The 14,757-nt window shown below is 62.7% G+C and carries 15 protein-coding genes; 9 read left to right on the top strand and 6 right to left on the bottom strand.

Annotated elements, in window-relative coordinates; genetic code table 11:
• Position 1: 1 nt before the first annotated feature.
• The gene (locus J2X76_RS16780; protein ID WP_310218250.1) at positions 2-742 is read left to right on the top strand and encodes a tyrosine-protein phosphatase; all 741 of its coding nucleotides are present in this window, start codon (positions 2-4) and stop codon (positions 740-742) included.
• A gap of 98 nt (positions 743-840) precedes the next feature.
• Here J2X76_RS16780 and J2X76_RS16775 read toward each other — a convergent pair whose 3' ends face one another.
• Positions 841-1,806, bottom strand: coding sequence for a trypsin-like peptidase domain-containing protein (locus tag J2X76_RS16775; protein WP_310218247.1), 966 nt, complete (start codon positions 1,804-1,806; stop codon positions 841-843).
• Positions 1,807-1,908: 102 nt separating this feature from the next.
• Positions 1,909-2,703: an NAD(P)-dependent oxidoreductase gene (locus tag J2X76_RS16770; protein ID WP_113127313.1), complete on the bottom strand. Its 795-nt coding sequence runs from the start codon at positions 2,701-2,703 to the stop codon at positions 1,909-1,911.
• Positions 2,704-2,910: 207 nt separating this feature from the next.
• Here J2X76_RS16770 and J2X76_RS16765 point away from each other — a divergent pair, with 207 nt between their 5' ends.
• The 8 genes from J2X76_RS16765 to J2X76_RS16730 all read left to right on the top strand — a co-directional run bounded on the left by J2X76_RS16765 (position 2,911) and on the right by J2X76_RS16730 (position 11,099).
• Positions 2,911-3,663 (top strand): FadR/GntR family transcriptional regulator, encoded by a 753-nt coding sequence (locus tag J2X76_RS16765; RefSeq protein WP_310218244.1) that lies wholly within the window; start codon positions 2,911-2,913, stop codon positions 3,661-3,663.
• A gap of 75 nt (positions 3,664-3,738) precedes the next feature.
• Complete coding sequence (kdgD, locus tag J2X76_RS16760; protein ID WP_113127314.1) at positions 3,739-4,644, top strand: 5-dehydro-4-deoxyglucarate dehydratase; 906 nt, start codon at positions 3,739-3,741, stop codon at positions 4,642-4,644.
• A 4-nt stretch (positions 4,645-4,648) separates the two neighbouring features.
• Positions 4,649-5,785 (top strand): mandelate racemase/muconate lactonizing enzyme family protein, encoded by a 1,137-nt coding sequence (locus tag J2X76_RS16755; protein WP_310218242.1) that lies wholly within the window; start codon positions 4,649-4,651, stop codon positions 5,783-5,785.
• The gene (locus J2X76_RS16750) at positions 5,785-6,651 is read left to right on the top strand and encodes an amidohydrolase family protein (RefSeq protein WP_310218240.1); all 867 of its coding nucleotides are present in this window, start codon (positions 5,785-5,787) and stop codon (positions 6,649-6,651) included. Before J2X76_RS16755 ends, J2X76_RS16750 begins: the two co-directional genes overlap by 1 nt.
• Positions 6,652-6,732: 81 nt before the next feature.
• Positions 6,733-7,704 carry a TRAP transporter substrate-binding protein gene (locus J2X76_RS16745; RefSeq protein ID WP_310218237.1) on the top strand — a complete coding sequence of 324 codons (972 nt, stop codon included), beginning with the start codon at positions 6,733-6,735 and terminating at the stop codon, positions 7,702-7,704.
• 91 nt (positions 7,705-7,795) lie between these two features.
• Complete coding sequence (locus J2X76_RS16740; protein WP_310218234.1) at positions 7,796-8,317, top strand: TRAP transporter small permease; 522 nt, start codon at positions 7,796-7,798, stop codon at positions 8,315-8,317.
• Positions 8,317-9,597, top strand: coding sequence for a TRAP transporter large permease (locus J2X76_RS16735; RefSeq protein WP_310218232.1), 1,281 nt, complete (start codon positions 8,317-8,319; stop codon positions 9,595-9,597). The genes J2X76_RS16740 and J2X76_RS16735 overlap by 1 nt, the downstream gene beginning before the upstream one ends.
• Positions 9,598-9,665: 68 nt before the next feature.
• Positions 9,666-11,099, top strand: coding sequence for an aldehyde dehydrogenase family protein (locus J2X76_RS16730; RefSeq protein WP_113127192.1), 1,434 nt, complete (start codon positions 9,666-9,668; stop codon positions 11,097-11,099).
• A gap of 60 nt (positions 11,100-11,159) precedes the next feature.
• Here the strand turns inward: J2X76_RS16730 and msrA are convergent, their stop codons facing one another.
• From msrA to J2X76_RS16710, 4 genes are all read right to left on the bottom strand, one after another.
• Positions 11,160-11,684, bottom strand: a complete 525-nt coding sequence (gene msrA, locus J2X76_RS16725) for a peptide-methionine (S)-S-oxide reductase MsrA (protein ID WP_113127193.1) — start codon at positions 11,682-11,684, stop codon at positions 11,160-11,162.
• 123 nt (positions 11,685-11,807) lie between these two features.
• A complete protein-coding gene (locus tag J2X76_RS16720) occupies positions 11,808-13,001 on the bottom strand; it encodes a mandelate racemase/muconate lactonizing enzyme family protein (RefSeq protein ID WP_310218228.1) in 1,194 nt (397 codons plus the stop codon).
• Between the two features lie 11 nt (positions 13,002-13,012).
• Positions 13,013-13,924, bottom strand: a complete 912-nt coding sequence (locus tag J2X76_RS16715; protein ID WP_310218225.1) for a dihydrodipicolinate synthase family protein — start codon at positions 13,922-13,924, stop codon at positions 13,013-13,015.
• Positions 13,921-14,757 (bottom strand): carbohydrate ABC transporter permease, encoded by an 837-nt coding sequence (locus J2X76_RS16710; RefSeq protein WP_310218223.1) that lies wholly within the window; start codon positions 14,755-14,757, stop codon positions 13,921-13,923. The genes J2X76_RS16715 and J2X76_RS16710 overlap by 4 nt, the downstream gene beginning before the upstream one ends.

Below are 14,757 nucleotides of genomic sequence, written 5' to 3'. Positions count from 1 at the left end.
TATGCTGAGCTACGAACGCCTGATCGCGCTGGAAGGCGCCCACAATGTCCGCGACCTCGGGGGTTACAGAACCGCAAACGGCGGCCTGACCCGCTGGCGCTCGATCCTGCGCGGCGACGCATTGCACCGCCTGAGCGAGGCCGATATCGACACCTTGCTGGACAACGGGCTCGCCACCGTCATCGACTTGCGCAACGCCCACGAGATCGCCATCGAAGCCAATCCCTTCACCGACCATGCCCAAATTCGCTACCACAACACGCCGCTGTTTTCCGCGCTGGCACCGGTCGAGATGATGGCGAATGCCGCATTGAGCTTCGACATGGGCGATCGTTATTGCCAGGCGATCGACGACTGCCAGCCGGCGATCGCCGAAGTCCTGAAAACCATCGCCGACGCGCCCGAAGGAGCCGTGCTCTTCCATTGCAGCGCCGGCAAGGACCGCACCGGCGTTATCTCTGCGCTGTTGCTCGCCAACGCCGGCGTCGATGAAGCAACCATTGTCGAGGATTATGCCCTGACGGCGACGATTTCCGGGCCGCTGATCGCAAGGCTGAGGGAACGCGCACTTGGCCGCGGCACGCCGGCCGCTCTCGTCGATATCGTCCTGGCCTCCGAGCCGCGCAGCATGCGCCAGGCGCTCGACCATATCGCCAGGAACTACGGCAGCGTGCGGGACTACCTCGTCCGTCTCGGTTTCGACGAACCGGCGATGGCACGGCTGAGGACCCGCCTGTCCTAGAACCGCGTGGCGGGCAAGAGTGTCGGAAAGCACCTCGGCCGGCAGCCGATTGCCGCTAAAATCGTCACGGGATTGGCCAGCGCATCAGCATCCGCCCATCACGCCCCGTTATGAGGCCGAGCGGCCGGAACGAGAACGCGATCGACGATCCGCGAGTCGAGGTCGTAGACGGAGATCGGCGTGTCCTTGCCGATCCGGGTCCCGTCAAGGAGACGGATCAGATCGTCGGCGCCGCCAACGGGCTGGCCGTCGATCGCCAGGATGAAATCGCCTTCCTTCAGGCCTGCGCGGTCGGCCGGACTGCCCGGGTCGATGCGGCGGATGCGCACCGTCGTTTCCTGGGTCATCCCTGCCTTCACCGCGACGCGGCGCGGCAGCGCGGTCGTATCGACGACGATGCCGATGAAGGCGCGCCGCACATGACCGAAACGCAGGATTTCCGAAACGACGAAGTTGGCCGTGTTGGAGGCCACAGCAAAGGCGATGCCCTGTGCGCCGCGGATGACCGCGGTATTGACGCCGACCACCTCACCTGAGGCGGATACCAGCGGCCCGCCGGAATTGCCCGGATTGAGCGCGGCATCGGTCTGCACGACGTCGTCGATCAGCCGCCCGGTGGAGGACCGCATCGAACGGCCGAGCGCGGAGACGACGCCTGACGTCACCGACCAGTCGAAGCCGAGCGGGTTGCCGATCGCAATCGCGATATGGCCGCGCCGCAATTTCTGGGAATCGCCGAGCCGTGCCCAGGCCTGCACGTCCATGTCGGCACGCACCAGCGCGATATCGGTATCGGCGTCGCGGCCGAGAACGGCGCCCTGCCCGACCGCGCCATTGGCGCTGCGGATGCGCACTGTCCTGGCATCTGCCACGACGTGGTGGTTGGTGATGATCAGGCCGTCGGGCGAAACCGCGAAGCCAGACCCGTGACCGTTATCACCGAGCCGCTCGATGCGGCTGACGGCCGGGCCGACGCGGTCCACGGCGCCGGCAACCGTCTCCGAATAGGCGTCGAGAAGCGCGCCATCCTCGGGGACGGGAGGATTGATATCGATAAATCCCATGACAAGAACTCCGGAAAACACCTTCTCGGACAAGAGAAGGTCTTTGAAGGAGCTGATGTGGTGGGTTCGAAAGCCGGAAACAAGAACCCCGCTTTAGCCGGCTCAGCTCTCCGAAAAGATCGGGTCCTGGGTGAACATGCCGCCCTGGTAGACTGCGGCCGGGGATGTCGGTTCCGGGCGCCCCTTGGCGTCGAGCTCGGCACGGAAGCGTTCGGCATTGTCCTTCGGCTTCCAGCCGAGATAGGACGCGTGGGAATTGTCCCACCACTTGCTGTCATTGTCGGAAATGCCCCAGATGATCGGGCAGCCGAGCATCGGCGCGCGAAACACGCAGTCGATCAGGGATGCGAAGTCGTCATAGGACATCCAGCCCGACAGCATGCGGTGGTTGATCGGCTTCTCGAAACAGCTGCCGATCCGGACGAGGGCCGTCTCCTGACCGAATTTTTCGAAATACATCCGCGCCAGCGCCTCGCCGAAGCATTTCGACACGCCGTAGAGCCCATCCGGCTTCATCGGAGCCTTGACGTCGATATGCTCGTCCTGGCGATAGAAGCCAACGACATGGTTGGAGCTGGCAAACAGGATCCGCGGCTGGCCATGGGCCCGCGCCGCCTCGTAGATGTTGTAGAGGCCGAGCAGGTTGGCATTGAGGATCTTGGAAAACTTGTCTTCCACGGAGATGCCGCCGAGATGCAGGATACCGTCGCAGCCTTCGACCAGCTTCATGACCGCATCCGGGTCGCCGAGGTCGCATGTGACGACTTCCTCGTTCGGACCGGGGGTGCCGAGATCGACGATATCGGAGAGCCGAAGCGTCTCGGCAAAACCGGCAAGGCGCGAGCGCATGGCGCGTCCGAGGCCGCCGCCGGCACCGGTGATCAAAAGTCTTTTCAAGAAATCATCCTCCGAAAGCGGCCTGTCGACCGCGGCAATCAATTCATCGGCCGGCATGGCGGCCAACTTGTTCGTGACAAGGGTCGATACTTATCATACATGTTGAAGAAACACGGTCAATAAGTTGAAGCCGGTTTGGAGTGGTCACCCACTTGAGATATAGGTCGGCGCCATATTGTCATGCGCCGCCGAGCAGGGAGGAATGAAATGAGCGTTGAAACCAAACTCGATACCGGCAGGGGATCGAGAACGCTTGTTTCCCGCCTCGGAGAGACGTTGCGCCAGGCGATCGCGGCAGGGCAGTTTCCGCCGGGCTCGCGCCTGCCGAGCGAGGCGCAGCTGACCGAGGCGCACGGTGTCAGCCGCACCGTCGTGCGCGAGGCGATCGCATCGCTGCGCGCCGACCGGCTGGTGGAGGCCCGCCAGGGCGCCGGCGTCTTCGTGCTGGAGCCTTCAGGCGCAGCACAGCCGGTTTTGCTGTCCCTTTCGAACATCGATCTTGCCCGCGTATCCTCGATGATCGAGCTCCTGGAGCTCCGGACCGCCGTCGAAGTCGAGGCAGCGGGCCTCGCCGCCCTTCGCCGTTCGCCCGCCCAGGAAGAGGTCATCCTCGACCGCCATTACGCGGTCCGGGCCTGTTTCGAGGCGGGAAAACCGACCAGCGAGGCCGATTTCGCGCTGCATCTGGCAATCGCCGAAGCGACCAACAATCCCCGCTTCCGCGAGTTCCTGACGATGATCGGCCGCAGCCTGATCCCGCGCGCAGCCCTGCGCCCGGACGATTCGGAGCCCGATCAGGCTGCTTATATCAAGCTGCTCGACGAAGAGCACAACGCCATCGTGGTGGCGATTTCCGATGGCGACGAAGACCGTGCCCGTGACGCCATGCGCCGGCATCTGAGGGGTGCGCAGCTGCGTTATCGCACCCTGCTTCGGGAGCTCCGCGAATCTGTAAGATGACTTGTTGACACAAGTCTGCGCAACCTGTACGACAATTTTTGTCTGGAGGAGACGCTTACAAAGGAAATCCGCATGATGACGCCTGAAGAAATCAAGGTCGCACTTGGTGCCGGCCTGCTGTCCTTTCCCGTCACCCATTTCGACAAGGAAGGCCAGTTCCAGCCGGAAAGCTATCGCCGCCATGTCGAGTGGCTGTCCGGCTTTGACGCACCGGTCCTGTTTGCCGCCGGCGGCACGGGCGAATTCTTCTCGCTGTCTCCCAATGAAGTCCCCGCAATCGTCTCTGCGGCCAAGGAAGCGGCCGGCAAGACCGCGATCGTCTCCGGTTGCGGTTTCGGCACCCATGTCGGCGTCGAAATGGCCCGCGCGGTCGAAAAGGCCGGCGCCGATGGCATCCTGCTGCTGCCGCATTATCTGATCGATGCGCCGCAGGAAGGCCTCTACCAGCATGTGAAGCGCATCTGCCAGTCGGTTGGCATAGGCGTCATGGTCTATAACCGCGACAACTCCATTCTCTCGGTCGATACGTTGAAGCGCCTCTGCGACGAGTGCCCCAACCTGGTCGGCTTCAAGGACGGCAGCGGCGATATCGGACTTGTCCGACAGATCACCGCGACGATGGGCGACCGGCTGATGTATCTCGGCGGCATGCCGACGGCCGAACTGTTCGCCGAAGCCTATCTCGGCGCCGGCTTCACCACCTATTCCTCGGCAGTCTTCAACTTCGTGCCGGGCCTCGCCGTTGAATTCTACAAGGCGCTGCGAGCCGGCAACCGCGCCCGCTGCGAAGAGATCCTCAAGGACTTCTTCTATCCCTTCATGGCGATCCGCAACCGCCGCAAGGGTTACGCTGTCGCCGCCATCAAGGCAGGCGTGCGCCTGCAGGGCTTCGATGCCGGCAAGGTGCGCCCGCCGCTCGACGACCTGACGGCGGAAGAAGAAGACATGCTTCTGAAGCTCATCGGCTCCCACAAGCGGTAACGCCATGAAGATCGTCTCGGTCCGCACACATCTTCTCGAACACAGGCTCGACGTCGCCTTCGAAAGCGCCTCGATGCGCTTCGATCGCCGTGCCCATGTGCTTGTCGAGATCGAGTGTGATGATGGCACGATCGGCTGGGGCGAATGCCTGGGCCCGGCCCGGCCGAATGCTGCCGTGGTCGCGACTTATGCGAATTGGCTGATCGGCGAAAACCCGCTCGAAACCGAAAAGATCTGGGCGCGGCTCTATAATGCGTTGCGCGACCAGGGCCAGCGCGGCCTTGCCGTCACCGCGCTTTCGGGCATCGACATCGCGCTCTGGGACATCAAGGGCAAACATTTCGGCGTGCCCGTCTCGATCCTGCTCGGCGGCCGTTTCCGCGAGAGCGTCAAGGCCTATGCGACCGGCAGCTTCAAGCGCGACGGCGTCGACCGGGTCGAAGACAACGCAACGGACGTCGCCCGCTATTGGGACGAGGGGTTCCACGCCAGCAAGATCAAGATCGGTTTCGGCATCGAGGAAGATCTGCGCGTCATCCGTGCCGTGCGCGATGCCGTCGGCCCCGACATGCGCCTGATGGTCGATGCCAACCATGGTTATGACGCCATCGAGGCGATCAAGTTCGGGCAGGCGGCTGTGGAGCTCAACATCGATTGGTTCGAAGAACCCGTCGTGCCGGAACAGCTTGCCGCCTACCGCGAAGTCCGCGCCCGCCAGCCGATCCCGGTTGCCGGCGGCGAGACCTGGCACACCCGCTGGGGCATGCGCGAGCCGGTGGAAACCCGCGCCGTCGATATTCTCCAGCCCGACCTTGCCGGCGTCGGCGGCTTTACCGAAGCCAAACGCGTCGCCGATCTGGCGGCTCTCCATGGCATCCGGGTCGTGCCGCATGTCTGGGGCACCGCCGTCCATATCGCCGCCGCCCTGCAGTTCATGGCGGCGATGATCCCGAGCCCGGTTCGCGTCAACCCGATCGAACCGATCCTCGAATTCGACCGTACCCACAATCCGTTCCGTCAGGCGGTGATCAAAACCCCGATCGAACACGAGCGCGGCGTGGTGCAGATTCCAGACGGCCCAGGGCTTGGAATCGAAATCAACCGCGATGCGCTCAAAGAATTCCGCATGGGAGACAACTGATGCTCGTCCGCACCCTTTCCGGCACCCCGCCCAAGACAAAGCTGCCCAAGGGCGCGGTCGATACTCAGATGCATGCCTATCTGCCGGGCTACCCTTCCCTGCCCGGCGGCCCCGGCCTGCCGGCGGGAGACCTGCCGACGCCGACCCAATACCTTGAATTCATGCGCTGGCTCGGCATCGACCGGGTGATCGTCACCCAGGGCAATGCGCAGCAGCGCGACAACTCCAATCTCAATGCCTGCCTTGCGGAATTCGGCTCGATCGCCCGCGGCGTCTGCGTCATCGACTCGACGACATCGGACGCCGAGCTGGAGCGCCTTTCCGCCGCCGGCAATGTCGGCGCCCGGATCATGGATCTGCCCGGCGGCGCGGTGAACCTCTCCGAACTCGAAGCCGTCGATGCCAGGGCCGCATCCCAGGGCTGGATGCTCGCCGTCCAGTTCGACGGGAGCAACATTCTCGATCACGAGGCACGGCTCGCAAAGCTGAAATCCCGCTGGGTCCTCGATCACCACGGAAAATTCTTCGCCGGCGTCACGCCCGACAGCGCCCAGATCGGCGCGGTCAAGCGGCTGATCGACGGCGGCAGATGCTGGTTCAAGTTCGCCGGCGTCTACGAATCCTCGAAAGCCGGCGGCCCGGATTACGCCGATGTCGCAGCCGTTGCCCGCGAGATCGCCAGATACGCGCCGGAACGCATCGTCTGGGGCACCAACTGGCCGCACAACCTTGCCCGCGAACAGGCCGATTATCCCGATGACGTGGCGCTCACCGATACCGTGCTGGGCTGGCTCCCGGACGACAAGGCGCGCCAGCTCGCGCTCGTGAAAAACCCCGAAGAGCTTTACGGCCTGTCCGCGCAATAAACGGCAGGGCGGCGGCTACGGGAGGCGAATACCCAAACGACCGGCGCGTGGAGGCGCCGGCGAATAACGGAGGAGGACAATATGAAACTCGCCAAAATGCTCGGCCTCGCCTTCGGCATCGCGCTCGCCGCGACCGCTGCCAATGCCCAGGTCACGCTCCGCTCGGCGGACATCCATCCGGACGGTTATCCGACCGTGGACGCGGTCAAATACATGGGCCAGCTCGTCTCCGAGCGCACCAACGGCCGCATCAAGATCCAGGTGATGAACAACTCGGTTCTCGGCCAGGAAAAGGACACGATCGAGCAGACCCGTTTCGGCGTCATCGACCTGAACCGCGTCAATGCCGCGCCGTTCAACAACCTCGTGCCGGAAACCACCGTTCTCGGCCTGCCCTTCCTGTTCCGCTCGACCGACCACATGCACAAGGTCGTCGATGGCCCGATCGGCGACCAGATCCTCGCCGCCTTCGAAAAGCACGGCCTGATCGGTCTTGCCTATTACGACTCCGGCGCCCGTTCGTTCTACACGACCAAGAAGCCGATCACCAAGCTTGCCGACCTGAAAGGCATGAAGATCCGCGTCCAGCAGTCCGACCTCTGGATCGCCATGATGCAGGCCTTCGGCGCCAACCCGACCCCGATGCCGATGGGCGAGGTCTATTCATCGCTCGAAACCGGCGTGGTCGATGGTGCTGAAAACAACTGGCCTTCCTATGAATCGGCCCGTCACTATGAAGTCGCCAAGAACTACACCCTGACCGAGCACTCGCTGAACCCTGAAATCCTCGTCATGTCGAAGATCTCCTGGGACAAGCTGACGCCGGAAGACCAGAAGATCGTCCGCCAGGCAGCCAAGGATTCTGTCGGCAAGATGCGCGAACTCTGGACCGCCCGCGAAAAGACCTCGGAAGCCAAGGTCCGCGCCGGCGGCGCCAACGTCATCAAGGTCAACAAGGACGAATTCTCGGCCGTCATGAAGCCGGTCTACGACAAGTTCGTGACCGATCCGAAGCAGAAGGCGCTGCTGGAACAGATCCAGGCGGTCAAGTAACTCAAAGAAACAAGGACCGGCCCTCCTCACGAGGGCCGGTTTTTCATTTCCGGTGCCTGGGAGCGCTCGCCGGATCGAGGAGGACTGGGTCATGAGAAACTTCATGTTGGCCATCAAACCAATTCTGGGCGGGCTGAGCCGCCTGTCGCTTTATATCGCCGGCCTCGGCATCATCGCCATGACCATCATCGTCGGCTGGCAGGTGTTCGGCCGCTACATCCTGAACGACTCGCCCAGTTGGTCCGAGCCGTTGTCGCTCTATCTGATGTCCTGGTTCATCATGCTCGGAGCCGCCGTCGGCGTGCGTGAGAGCGTTCATCTCGGGCTCGACATCGTCCGTTACGTGATGCCGCCGGTTATCCAGAAGACCATGGATCTCATAAGCCTCGGCCTGATCGTGCTGTTCGGCATCGGCATGGCCTATTATTCGACGCTGCTCGCCATGGGCACATGGTCGGCGACTATCCCCGTTCTGGGCTGGCCCGGCGGGACGGACTTCTTCCCGATGATCGTCGGCGGCGCCATGATTTCCCTTTTCGCTCTTGAGCGCTTCGTCGATGTCGCAATCGGCGAGGAAGTGGCCGCCGACATTCTCGTGCAGGAGGCCGCGTGATGGCCTACGCCATTCTTTTCGGTTCGTTCACCCTCCTGATGCTGATCGGCATGCCGATCGCCTTCTGCCTCGGCATCGCATCCTTCGCGACGGTCCTCTATATGGGCCTGCCGCCGATCGTCGTTTTCCAGCAGCTGAATTCCGGCATGAACGTCTTCGCCATGATGGCGATCCCGTTCTTCATTTTTGCGGGCGACCTGATGGTGCGCGGTGGTATTGCCCACAGGCTCATCCGTTTCGCAGCCGGCCTTGTCGGCCATATGCGCGGGGGGCTCGGCCAGGTCAACGTCGTCGCCTCGACATTGTTCGGCGGCATTTCCGGCTCGGCCGTGGCGGACGCATCGGCCGTTGGCGGATTGATGATCCCGCAGATGGCCGCCCGCGGTTACGACAAGGATTATGCGGTGAACGTGACGGCCAACGCCGCCATCATCGCGCTGATGATCCCGCCTTCGCACAACATGATCCTCTATTCGATCGCAGCAGGCGGCAACGTCTCCGTGGCCGACCTCTTCACCGCCGGTATCATTCCCGGCCTGCTGCTCGCCGGGGCGCTGATGTTCACCGCCTGGTGGGTTGCCGTCAAACGCGGCTATCCGGCCGATCCCTTCCCGGGCTTTGCCCGCGTGGGATATTACCTGCTGGCCTCGCTGCCCGGCATCCTGCTGATCGCCATCATCTTCGGCGGCGTCCGCTCCGGCGTGTTCACGGCAACGGAGAGCTCCTGCATCGCCGTCCTCTACGCCTTCCTCGTCGCCATGCTCGTCTATCGGGAACTGAACTGGGAAGGTTTCGTCGAGGCCGTGATGGGCGCCGTGCGCACCACGGCGATGGTTCTGTTGGTCATCGGCACCGCCGCCTCGTTCGGCTGGCTAATGGCATTCCTGCAGGTCCAGACGCTGATCATCGCGGCGATCGGAGCGATCTCGGACAATCCGATTGTCGTGCTCCTGATGATCAACGTCATCCTGCTGGTCCTCGGCACGTTCATGGACATGGCGCCGATGGTCATCATCTCGACCCCGATCCTGCTGCCCGTCGTCAAGGCCTTCGGGATCGATCCGGTCCATTTCGGCGTCATCATGATCCTCAACGCCGGCATCGGCCTCAACACGCCTCCGGTCGGAACCGTGCTCTTCGTCAGTTGCGCGGTCGGCGGCATCACGATACGTGAAGCGATGCGCACGATCTGGCCTTTCTTCGGAGCCAGCATCGCAGTATTGCTGCTCGTGACTTACGTCCCATCCCTGTCGCTCTGGCTGCCAAGCATTTTCAGATAAGCGACCGAACAAGCTTTACCTGACGGTCCCGCTCCCTGGCGGGACCTTTCACATGAAAGGAGAGGTCCATGACCATCTACCAGAACCTGATCGCCGGCGAATGGGTCGGCTCAGACGCTTCGAAGAACATCAATCCGTCCGACACGAATGATGTCGTGGGCATGTATGCCCAAGGCAGCGCAGACGATGCCAAGCAGGCAATCGCAGCTGCCAAGGCTGCCTTCCCCGCCTGGGCGCGCTCCGGCATCCTGGAACGCCACGCGATCCTGAGAAAGACCTCCGACGAGATCCTTGCCCGCAAGGAAGAGCTCGGCGCGCTTCTCGCCCGCGAGGAAGGCAAGATCCTTCCCGAAGCGATCGGCGAAGTCACCCGCGCCGCCCAGATTTTTGATTTCTTCGCCGGCGAAGCCCTGCGGCTCACCGGCGAGATGGTGCCGTCCGCACGCCCGAACATCGGCGTCGAGATCACCCGCGAACCGCTCGGCGTCATCGGCATCATCACGCCCTGGAATTTCCCGATCGCCATTCCGGCCTGGAAGATCGCGCCGGCGCTCTGCTACGGCAACACGGTGGTCTTCAAGCCGGCCGACCTCGTGCCGGGCTGCGCATGGGCGATCGTCGATATTCTGCACCGCGCCGGCCTGCCCAAGGGCGTGCTCAACCTCGTCATGGGCCGCGGTTCGGTCGTCGGCCAGGCCATGCTCGAAAGCCCGGACCTCGCCGGCATCACGTTCACCGGTTCCACCGGCACCGGCAAGCGCGTGGCGCTCGCCTCGATCGAGCATAACCGCAAGTTCCAGCTCGAAATGGGCGGCAAGAACCCGATGGTCGTCCTCGACGACGCCGACCTTTCCGTCGCCGTCGAAGCGGCCGCCAATTCCGGTTTCTTCTCGACCGGCCAGCGTTGCACCGCCTCCTCGCGCCTGATCGTCACGGAAGGCATCCACGACAAGTTCGTTGCGGCCCTCACCGAAAGGCTGAAGACGCTCAATGTCGACAACGCCATGAAGGCCGGCAGCCATATCGGCCCGGTTGTCGACGACAAGCAGCTGAAGCAGGACACCGACTATATCGAGATCGGCAAAAACGAGGGCGCCAAGCTCGCCTTCGGTGGCGAACTCGTGAAGCGCGATACCCCCGGCTTCTACCTGCAGCCGACGCTGTTCACCGAAGCGACCAACCAGATGCGCATCTCCCGCGAGGAAATCTTCGGGCCGGTCGCATCGGTCATCCGTGCCAAGAACTACGAAGAAGCGCTGGCGATTGCCAACGACACGCCGTTCGGCCTCTCCGCCGGCATCGCCACCACCAGCCTCAAGCATGCGACCCACTTCAAGCGCAATTCGGAGGCCGGCATGGTGATGGTCAACCTGCCGACGGCAGGCGTCGACTTCCACGTGCCGTTCGGTGGCCGCAAGGCCTCCTCCTTCGGTCCGCGCGAACAGGGCAAGTATGCCGCCGAATTCTTCACCGTGGTGAAGACCGCCTACACGCTGGCTTAAACAAAAAAAGGCGCTGCCATTTTCAAATGGCAGCGCCTCCAATTGATGAGCTGAGATAGATTACTCGGCGGCAGCGATGCTGGCGCGCTTCGGCAGCTTCCAGTTCGGCCGCGGGAAATGGCAGGTATAGCCATTCGGATAACGCTCCAGATAATCCTGGTGCTCCGGTTCCGCCTGCCAGAAATCGCCGACCGGCTCCACTTCCGTCACCACCTTGCCCGGCCACAGGCCCGATGCATTGACATCGGCGATCGTGTCTTCGGCGACGCGCTTCTGTTCGTCGTCCTCGTAATAGATCGCCGAGCGATAGCTCGTGCCGATATCGTTGCCCTGGCGGTTCTTGGTCGACGGATCGTGGATCTGGAAGAAGAATTCCAGAATATCCCGATAGCTGGTCTTGGCCGGATCGAAAACGATCTCGATCGCTTCGGCATGGGTACCGTGATTGCGGTAGGTCGCGTTCGGCACATCGCCGCCGCTATAGCCGACGCGGGTCGAAACCACGCCGGGCAGACGCCGGATCAGGTCCTGCATGCCCCAGAAACAGCCGCCAGCCAAAACGGCTCGTTCGGTAGACGTCGTCATGCTTTCCTCCTTCGGGTTTCGGATTTGCCTTAAAATGGCGATCCGACCGAAGAAATTCAATCCGCGCTCACCAACAACCAGATCGCCAACGATCTTGACTCGTGCAGTTCTCTGCAACCGCCATCACCGCCGGATGGCAAACTCGAAAACCTCTTCTTTCGGTTCGACGCCGAGGCCGGCACCGGTCGGCACCACATAGGTGCCCTCGCCCGAAGCCATGTCGCCCTTCGTATAGGTCAAGTTCCGGTCGAAGATGGAGTGCTGGTATTCGTGATAGGGCACGTTCTGCAGCGCCGACGAGGCCTGAAGGCTCGCCGCCATGAAGATGCCGACGCTGATCGAGGCATGCGGCATGATGTTCATGTGGAAGGCTTGCGCCATCTGGCCGATGCGGATGAATTCGGTAATGCCCGTATGACCCATTTCAGGCTGCACGATGCTCATCGCCCGTTTCTCGAAACGGGGCCGGTATTCGTAGGTGGTACGCAATTCCTCGCCGAGCGCCAGCGGCACGCCGATGCCCGCCGCCACCCTTGCCTGACCCTCGAGATTTTCCGGCTGAACCGGCGCTTCCGCAAAATAGAGATTGTAGGGCTCCAGCCGCCGGATGATGCGGATCGCCTCGCTCGCCTCGAACTTCCAGTGCAGGTCGACCATCAGGTCGATATCCGGCCCGACCGCCTCGCGCAGAGCCGCCATTTCCTTGACGATATCCTCTTCGGACACCACAGCGGCGAACTTGATGCCCTTGTAGCCCTTGCCCACCCAATAGGCGGCAAGATCGCAGCGTTCCTTCAGCGTCGCCTTCGGCAGACCGGAGACATAGGCGCGGATCGTGTCGTGCCGCCGCCCCCCGAGCAGCGTCGAGACCGGCACGCCGAGGTTCTTGCCGGCAAGGTCCCAGAGCGCGATGTCGACGCCCGCCAGCGCATCGAGATAATAACCGCCGAAGAAACCGCGCACCCGCATCAGGTCGTAGAGATCCTCGTGGATGACCGCGGCATCGCCCGGATCGCGGCCGATGATGACCGGGCCGAGCACGTCGTCGATGATCGCCTTGGTCGCCTCGGGCGCGACGATGCCGTAACACTCGCCCCAGCCGGTCTTGCCGCTTTCGCCGGTCACCTTGATCAGCAGCGTCATGTCGGTCGAGGGATAGATGGTGCGGTTGCCCTTGCGGATCAGGTAACCGCGCGCGTTGATCGCCTCACCTTCCTTCAGCGGGCCGAGATACGGCACCTCTCGTGGAATGGAGATGATGAAGGTCTCGACCGAGACGATCGCATCGACGACGTTTTTCGGCTTAGATCTTAGCATAGGGTCCCGGCTCAGTTCGGCTTGTGATTGGTATAGGGCAGATCGGCCTCCGCCAGAAGCAGCGCCAGTTCCTTGAGGTCGCCCTCATCGAATTTCGGCCCCTTGCCGCGCACGAACGTGTGCTGGATGACACCGCGCCGGCGCAGCACTTCCTTGGTCATGTGCATACGGAAGATCGCCTGGAAATTCAGGAGCGGCAGCGAGACGTTGTAGAGTTTTCGCGTGGTCGCCACGTCGCCCTTCTGCCAGGCGTGGATCATCTGCGCATGGATATCGGCAAGCTCAACGGCCGGCATCGTGCCGGCGGCGCCGCGCGCCAGTTCGTCGGTGACATAGCGTCCGCCGGCACCGCCGAAGATCGCATCCAACGAGCCGTTGGCGGCCGCCTTAATGCGCGTGAGGTGCTGGCCGCAGGGCGCGGTCTCTTCCTTGACGTAGCGGATTTCCGGCACGGCATTGGCGACCGCCGCCACCTCTTCCGGCGTCAGGCCGGCGCCGATCGGCTTCGGCTGGTTCTGCAGCATGATCGGTACGCCGGCATTGGCCGCCACCTCTTTAAAATAAGCAGTCTGCGCGGCGATGTCGTTCCCGAGCGAAAGCGGTGCCATCACCATGGCCGCCCCTGCCCCGATCTCGGCCGCCTGCGCCACATGTTTCGCCGCCGCCTTCGGATCCGGGTCGCTGGCGCCGATGATGATTGGGATGCGGCCGCCGATGCGCTCCGCCAGCAATTCCACCTGCCGCTTGCGCTCTTCCGGGGAAAGCGTGTCCACCTCGCTCGCGACGCCCGGATAAACGACGCCGTCCACCCTGCTCTCCAGGGCAAAGTCGATGATCGACAGGAAATCCGCCTCGTCGATCGAGCCGTCGTCGCGGAAAGGCGTGGGAAGAACGGGAAAGGCTCCGGCTAAAATCTTGCTCATTTGACTGCTCCGGCGGTGACGCCCTGAATGAAATAACGTTGGAGGAACATGAAGGCCGCGACGATGGGCGCGGATGCGATCAGTGAGGCCGCCATGGCGCCGCCCCAGTCGGCATTGACCTCGTTGAGATAGGTGAGGAGCAGGCCCGGCCCGATCGTGCGCTTCTCGTCCGAGACGATCAGCGTCATCGAATACAGAAGGTCGTTCCAGGACCACATGAAGGAATAGAGGAAGACGGTCACGATCGGCGGGATGGAAATCGGAATGACGATCGTGTGGAAAATCCTGAGATCGCTCGCGCCATCCGCCCGCGCCGCGTCGATCAGCTCGTCCGGCACCTGGGAAAAGTAGCTGTAGAGCATGTAGGTCGAGACCGGCAGCGCAAAGACGATATAGCTGAGGATCAGTCCCGGCCGGGTATCGAGCAAGTTCAGCTCGCTCATCATCGGATAGATGGAGATGAGCAGCAAGCCGAACGGAAACATCTGCGCCGAGAGCATGAACAGCATCACCGGCTGCCGGCCGAAATAGCGGTATTTCGCGAAGCTGAAACCGGCATAGAGCGCCAGCAGCGTCACCAGCGAAGCGCTGCATGTCGAGGTGATCAGGCTGTTGGTCAGGTACATCGGCAGCTTGCCGGTGGTCAGCGCCCGGACGAAATGCTCGAGGCTCGGCATGGTCGGGAACGGCGTCGGCACCACTCGATAGAGCTCGGCATTCGCCTTCAGCGACGAGATCACCAGCCAGTAGAGTGGGAAGAACAGGAAGAAGCCGATCACCGCAAGCGCAGCGAAGAAAACGATCTTGGCCTGTCGGGAGGAAAGGTCGAACAT

Origin of the sequence: Neorhizobium sp. 2083 (assembly GCF_031455615.1) — a bacterium.
Classification (GTDB): Bacteria; Pseudomonadota; Alphaproteobacteria; order Rhizobiales; family Rhizobiaceae; genus Neorhizobium.
The sequence above is the reverse complement of the archived record's forward strand: the minus strand, read 5'-3'. Positions and strand labels throughout refer to the sequence as shown.

Coding starts and splice junctions, on each gene's coding strand:
- kdgD (WP_113127314.1), top strand. CDS start 3,739: ATGACGCCTGAAGAAATCAAGGTCGCACTTGGTGCCGGCCTGCTGTCC.
- J2X76_RS16780 (WP_310218250.1), top strand. CDS start 2: ATGCTGAGCTACGAACGCCTGATCGCGCTGGAAGGCGCCCACAATGTC.
- J2X76_RS16745 (WP_310218237.1), top strand. CDS start 6,733: ATGAAACTCGCCAAAATGCTCGGCCTCGCCTTCGGCATCGCGCTCGCC.
- J2X76_RS16710 (WP_310218223.1), bottom strand. CDS start 14,757: ATGTTCGACCTTTCCTCCCGACAGGCCAAGATCGTTTTCTTCGCTGCG.
- J2X76_RS16755 (WP_310218242.1), top strand. CDS start 4,649: ATGAAGATCGTCTCGGTCCGCACACATCTTCTCGAACACAGGCTCGAC.
- J2X76_RS16720 (WP_310218228.1), bottom strand. CDS start 13,001: ATGCTAAGATCTAAGCCGAAAAACGTCGTCGATGCGATCGTCTCGGTC.
- J2X76_RS16775 (WP_310218247.1), bottom strand. CDS start 1,806: ATGGGATTTATCGATATCAATCCTCCCGTCCCCGAGGATGGCGCGCTT.
- J2X76_RS16740 (WP_310218234.1), top strand. CDS start 7,796: ATGAGAAACTTCATGTTGGCCATCAAACCAATTCTGGGCGGGCTGAGC.
- J2X76_RS16735 (WP_310218232.1), top strand. CDS start 8,317: ATGGCCTACGCCATTCTTTTCGGTTCGTTCACCCTCCTGATGCTGATC.
- J2X76_RS16715 (WP_310218225.1), bottom strand. CDS start 13,924: ATGAGCAAGATTTTAGCCGGAGCCTTTCCCGTTCTTCCCACGCCTTTC.
- J2X76_RS16730 (WP_113127192.1), top strand. CDS start 9,666: ATGACCATCTACCAGAACCTGATCGCCGGCGAATGGGTCGGCTCAGAC.
- msrA (WP_113127193.1), bottom strand. CDS start 11,684: ATGACGACGTCTACCGAACGAGCCGTTTTGGCTGGCGGCTGTTTCTGG.
- J2X76_RS16750 (WP_310218240.1), top strand. CDS start 5,785: ATGCTCGTCCGCACCCTTTCCGGCACCCCGCCCAAGACAAAGCTGCCC.
- J2X76_RS16765 (WP_310218244.1), top strand. CDS start 2,911: ATGAGCGTTGAAACCAAACTCGATACCGGCAGGGGATCGAGAACGCTT.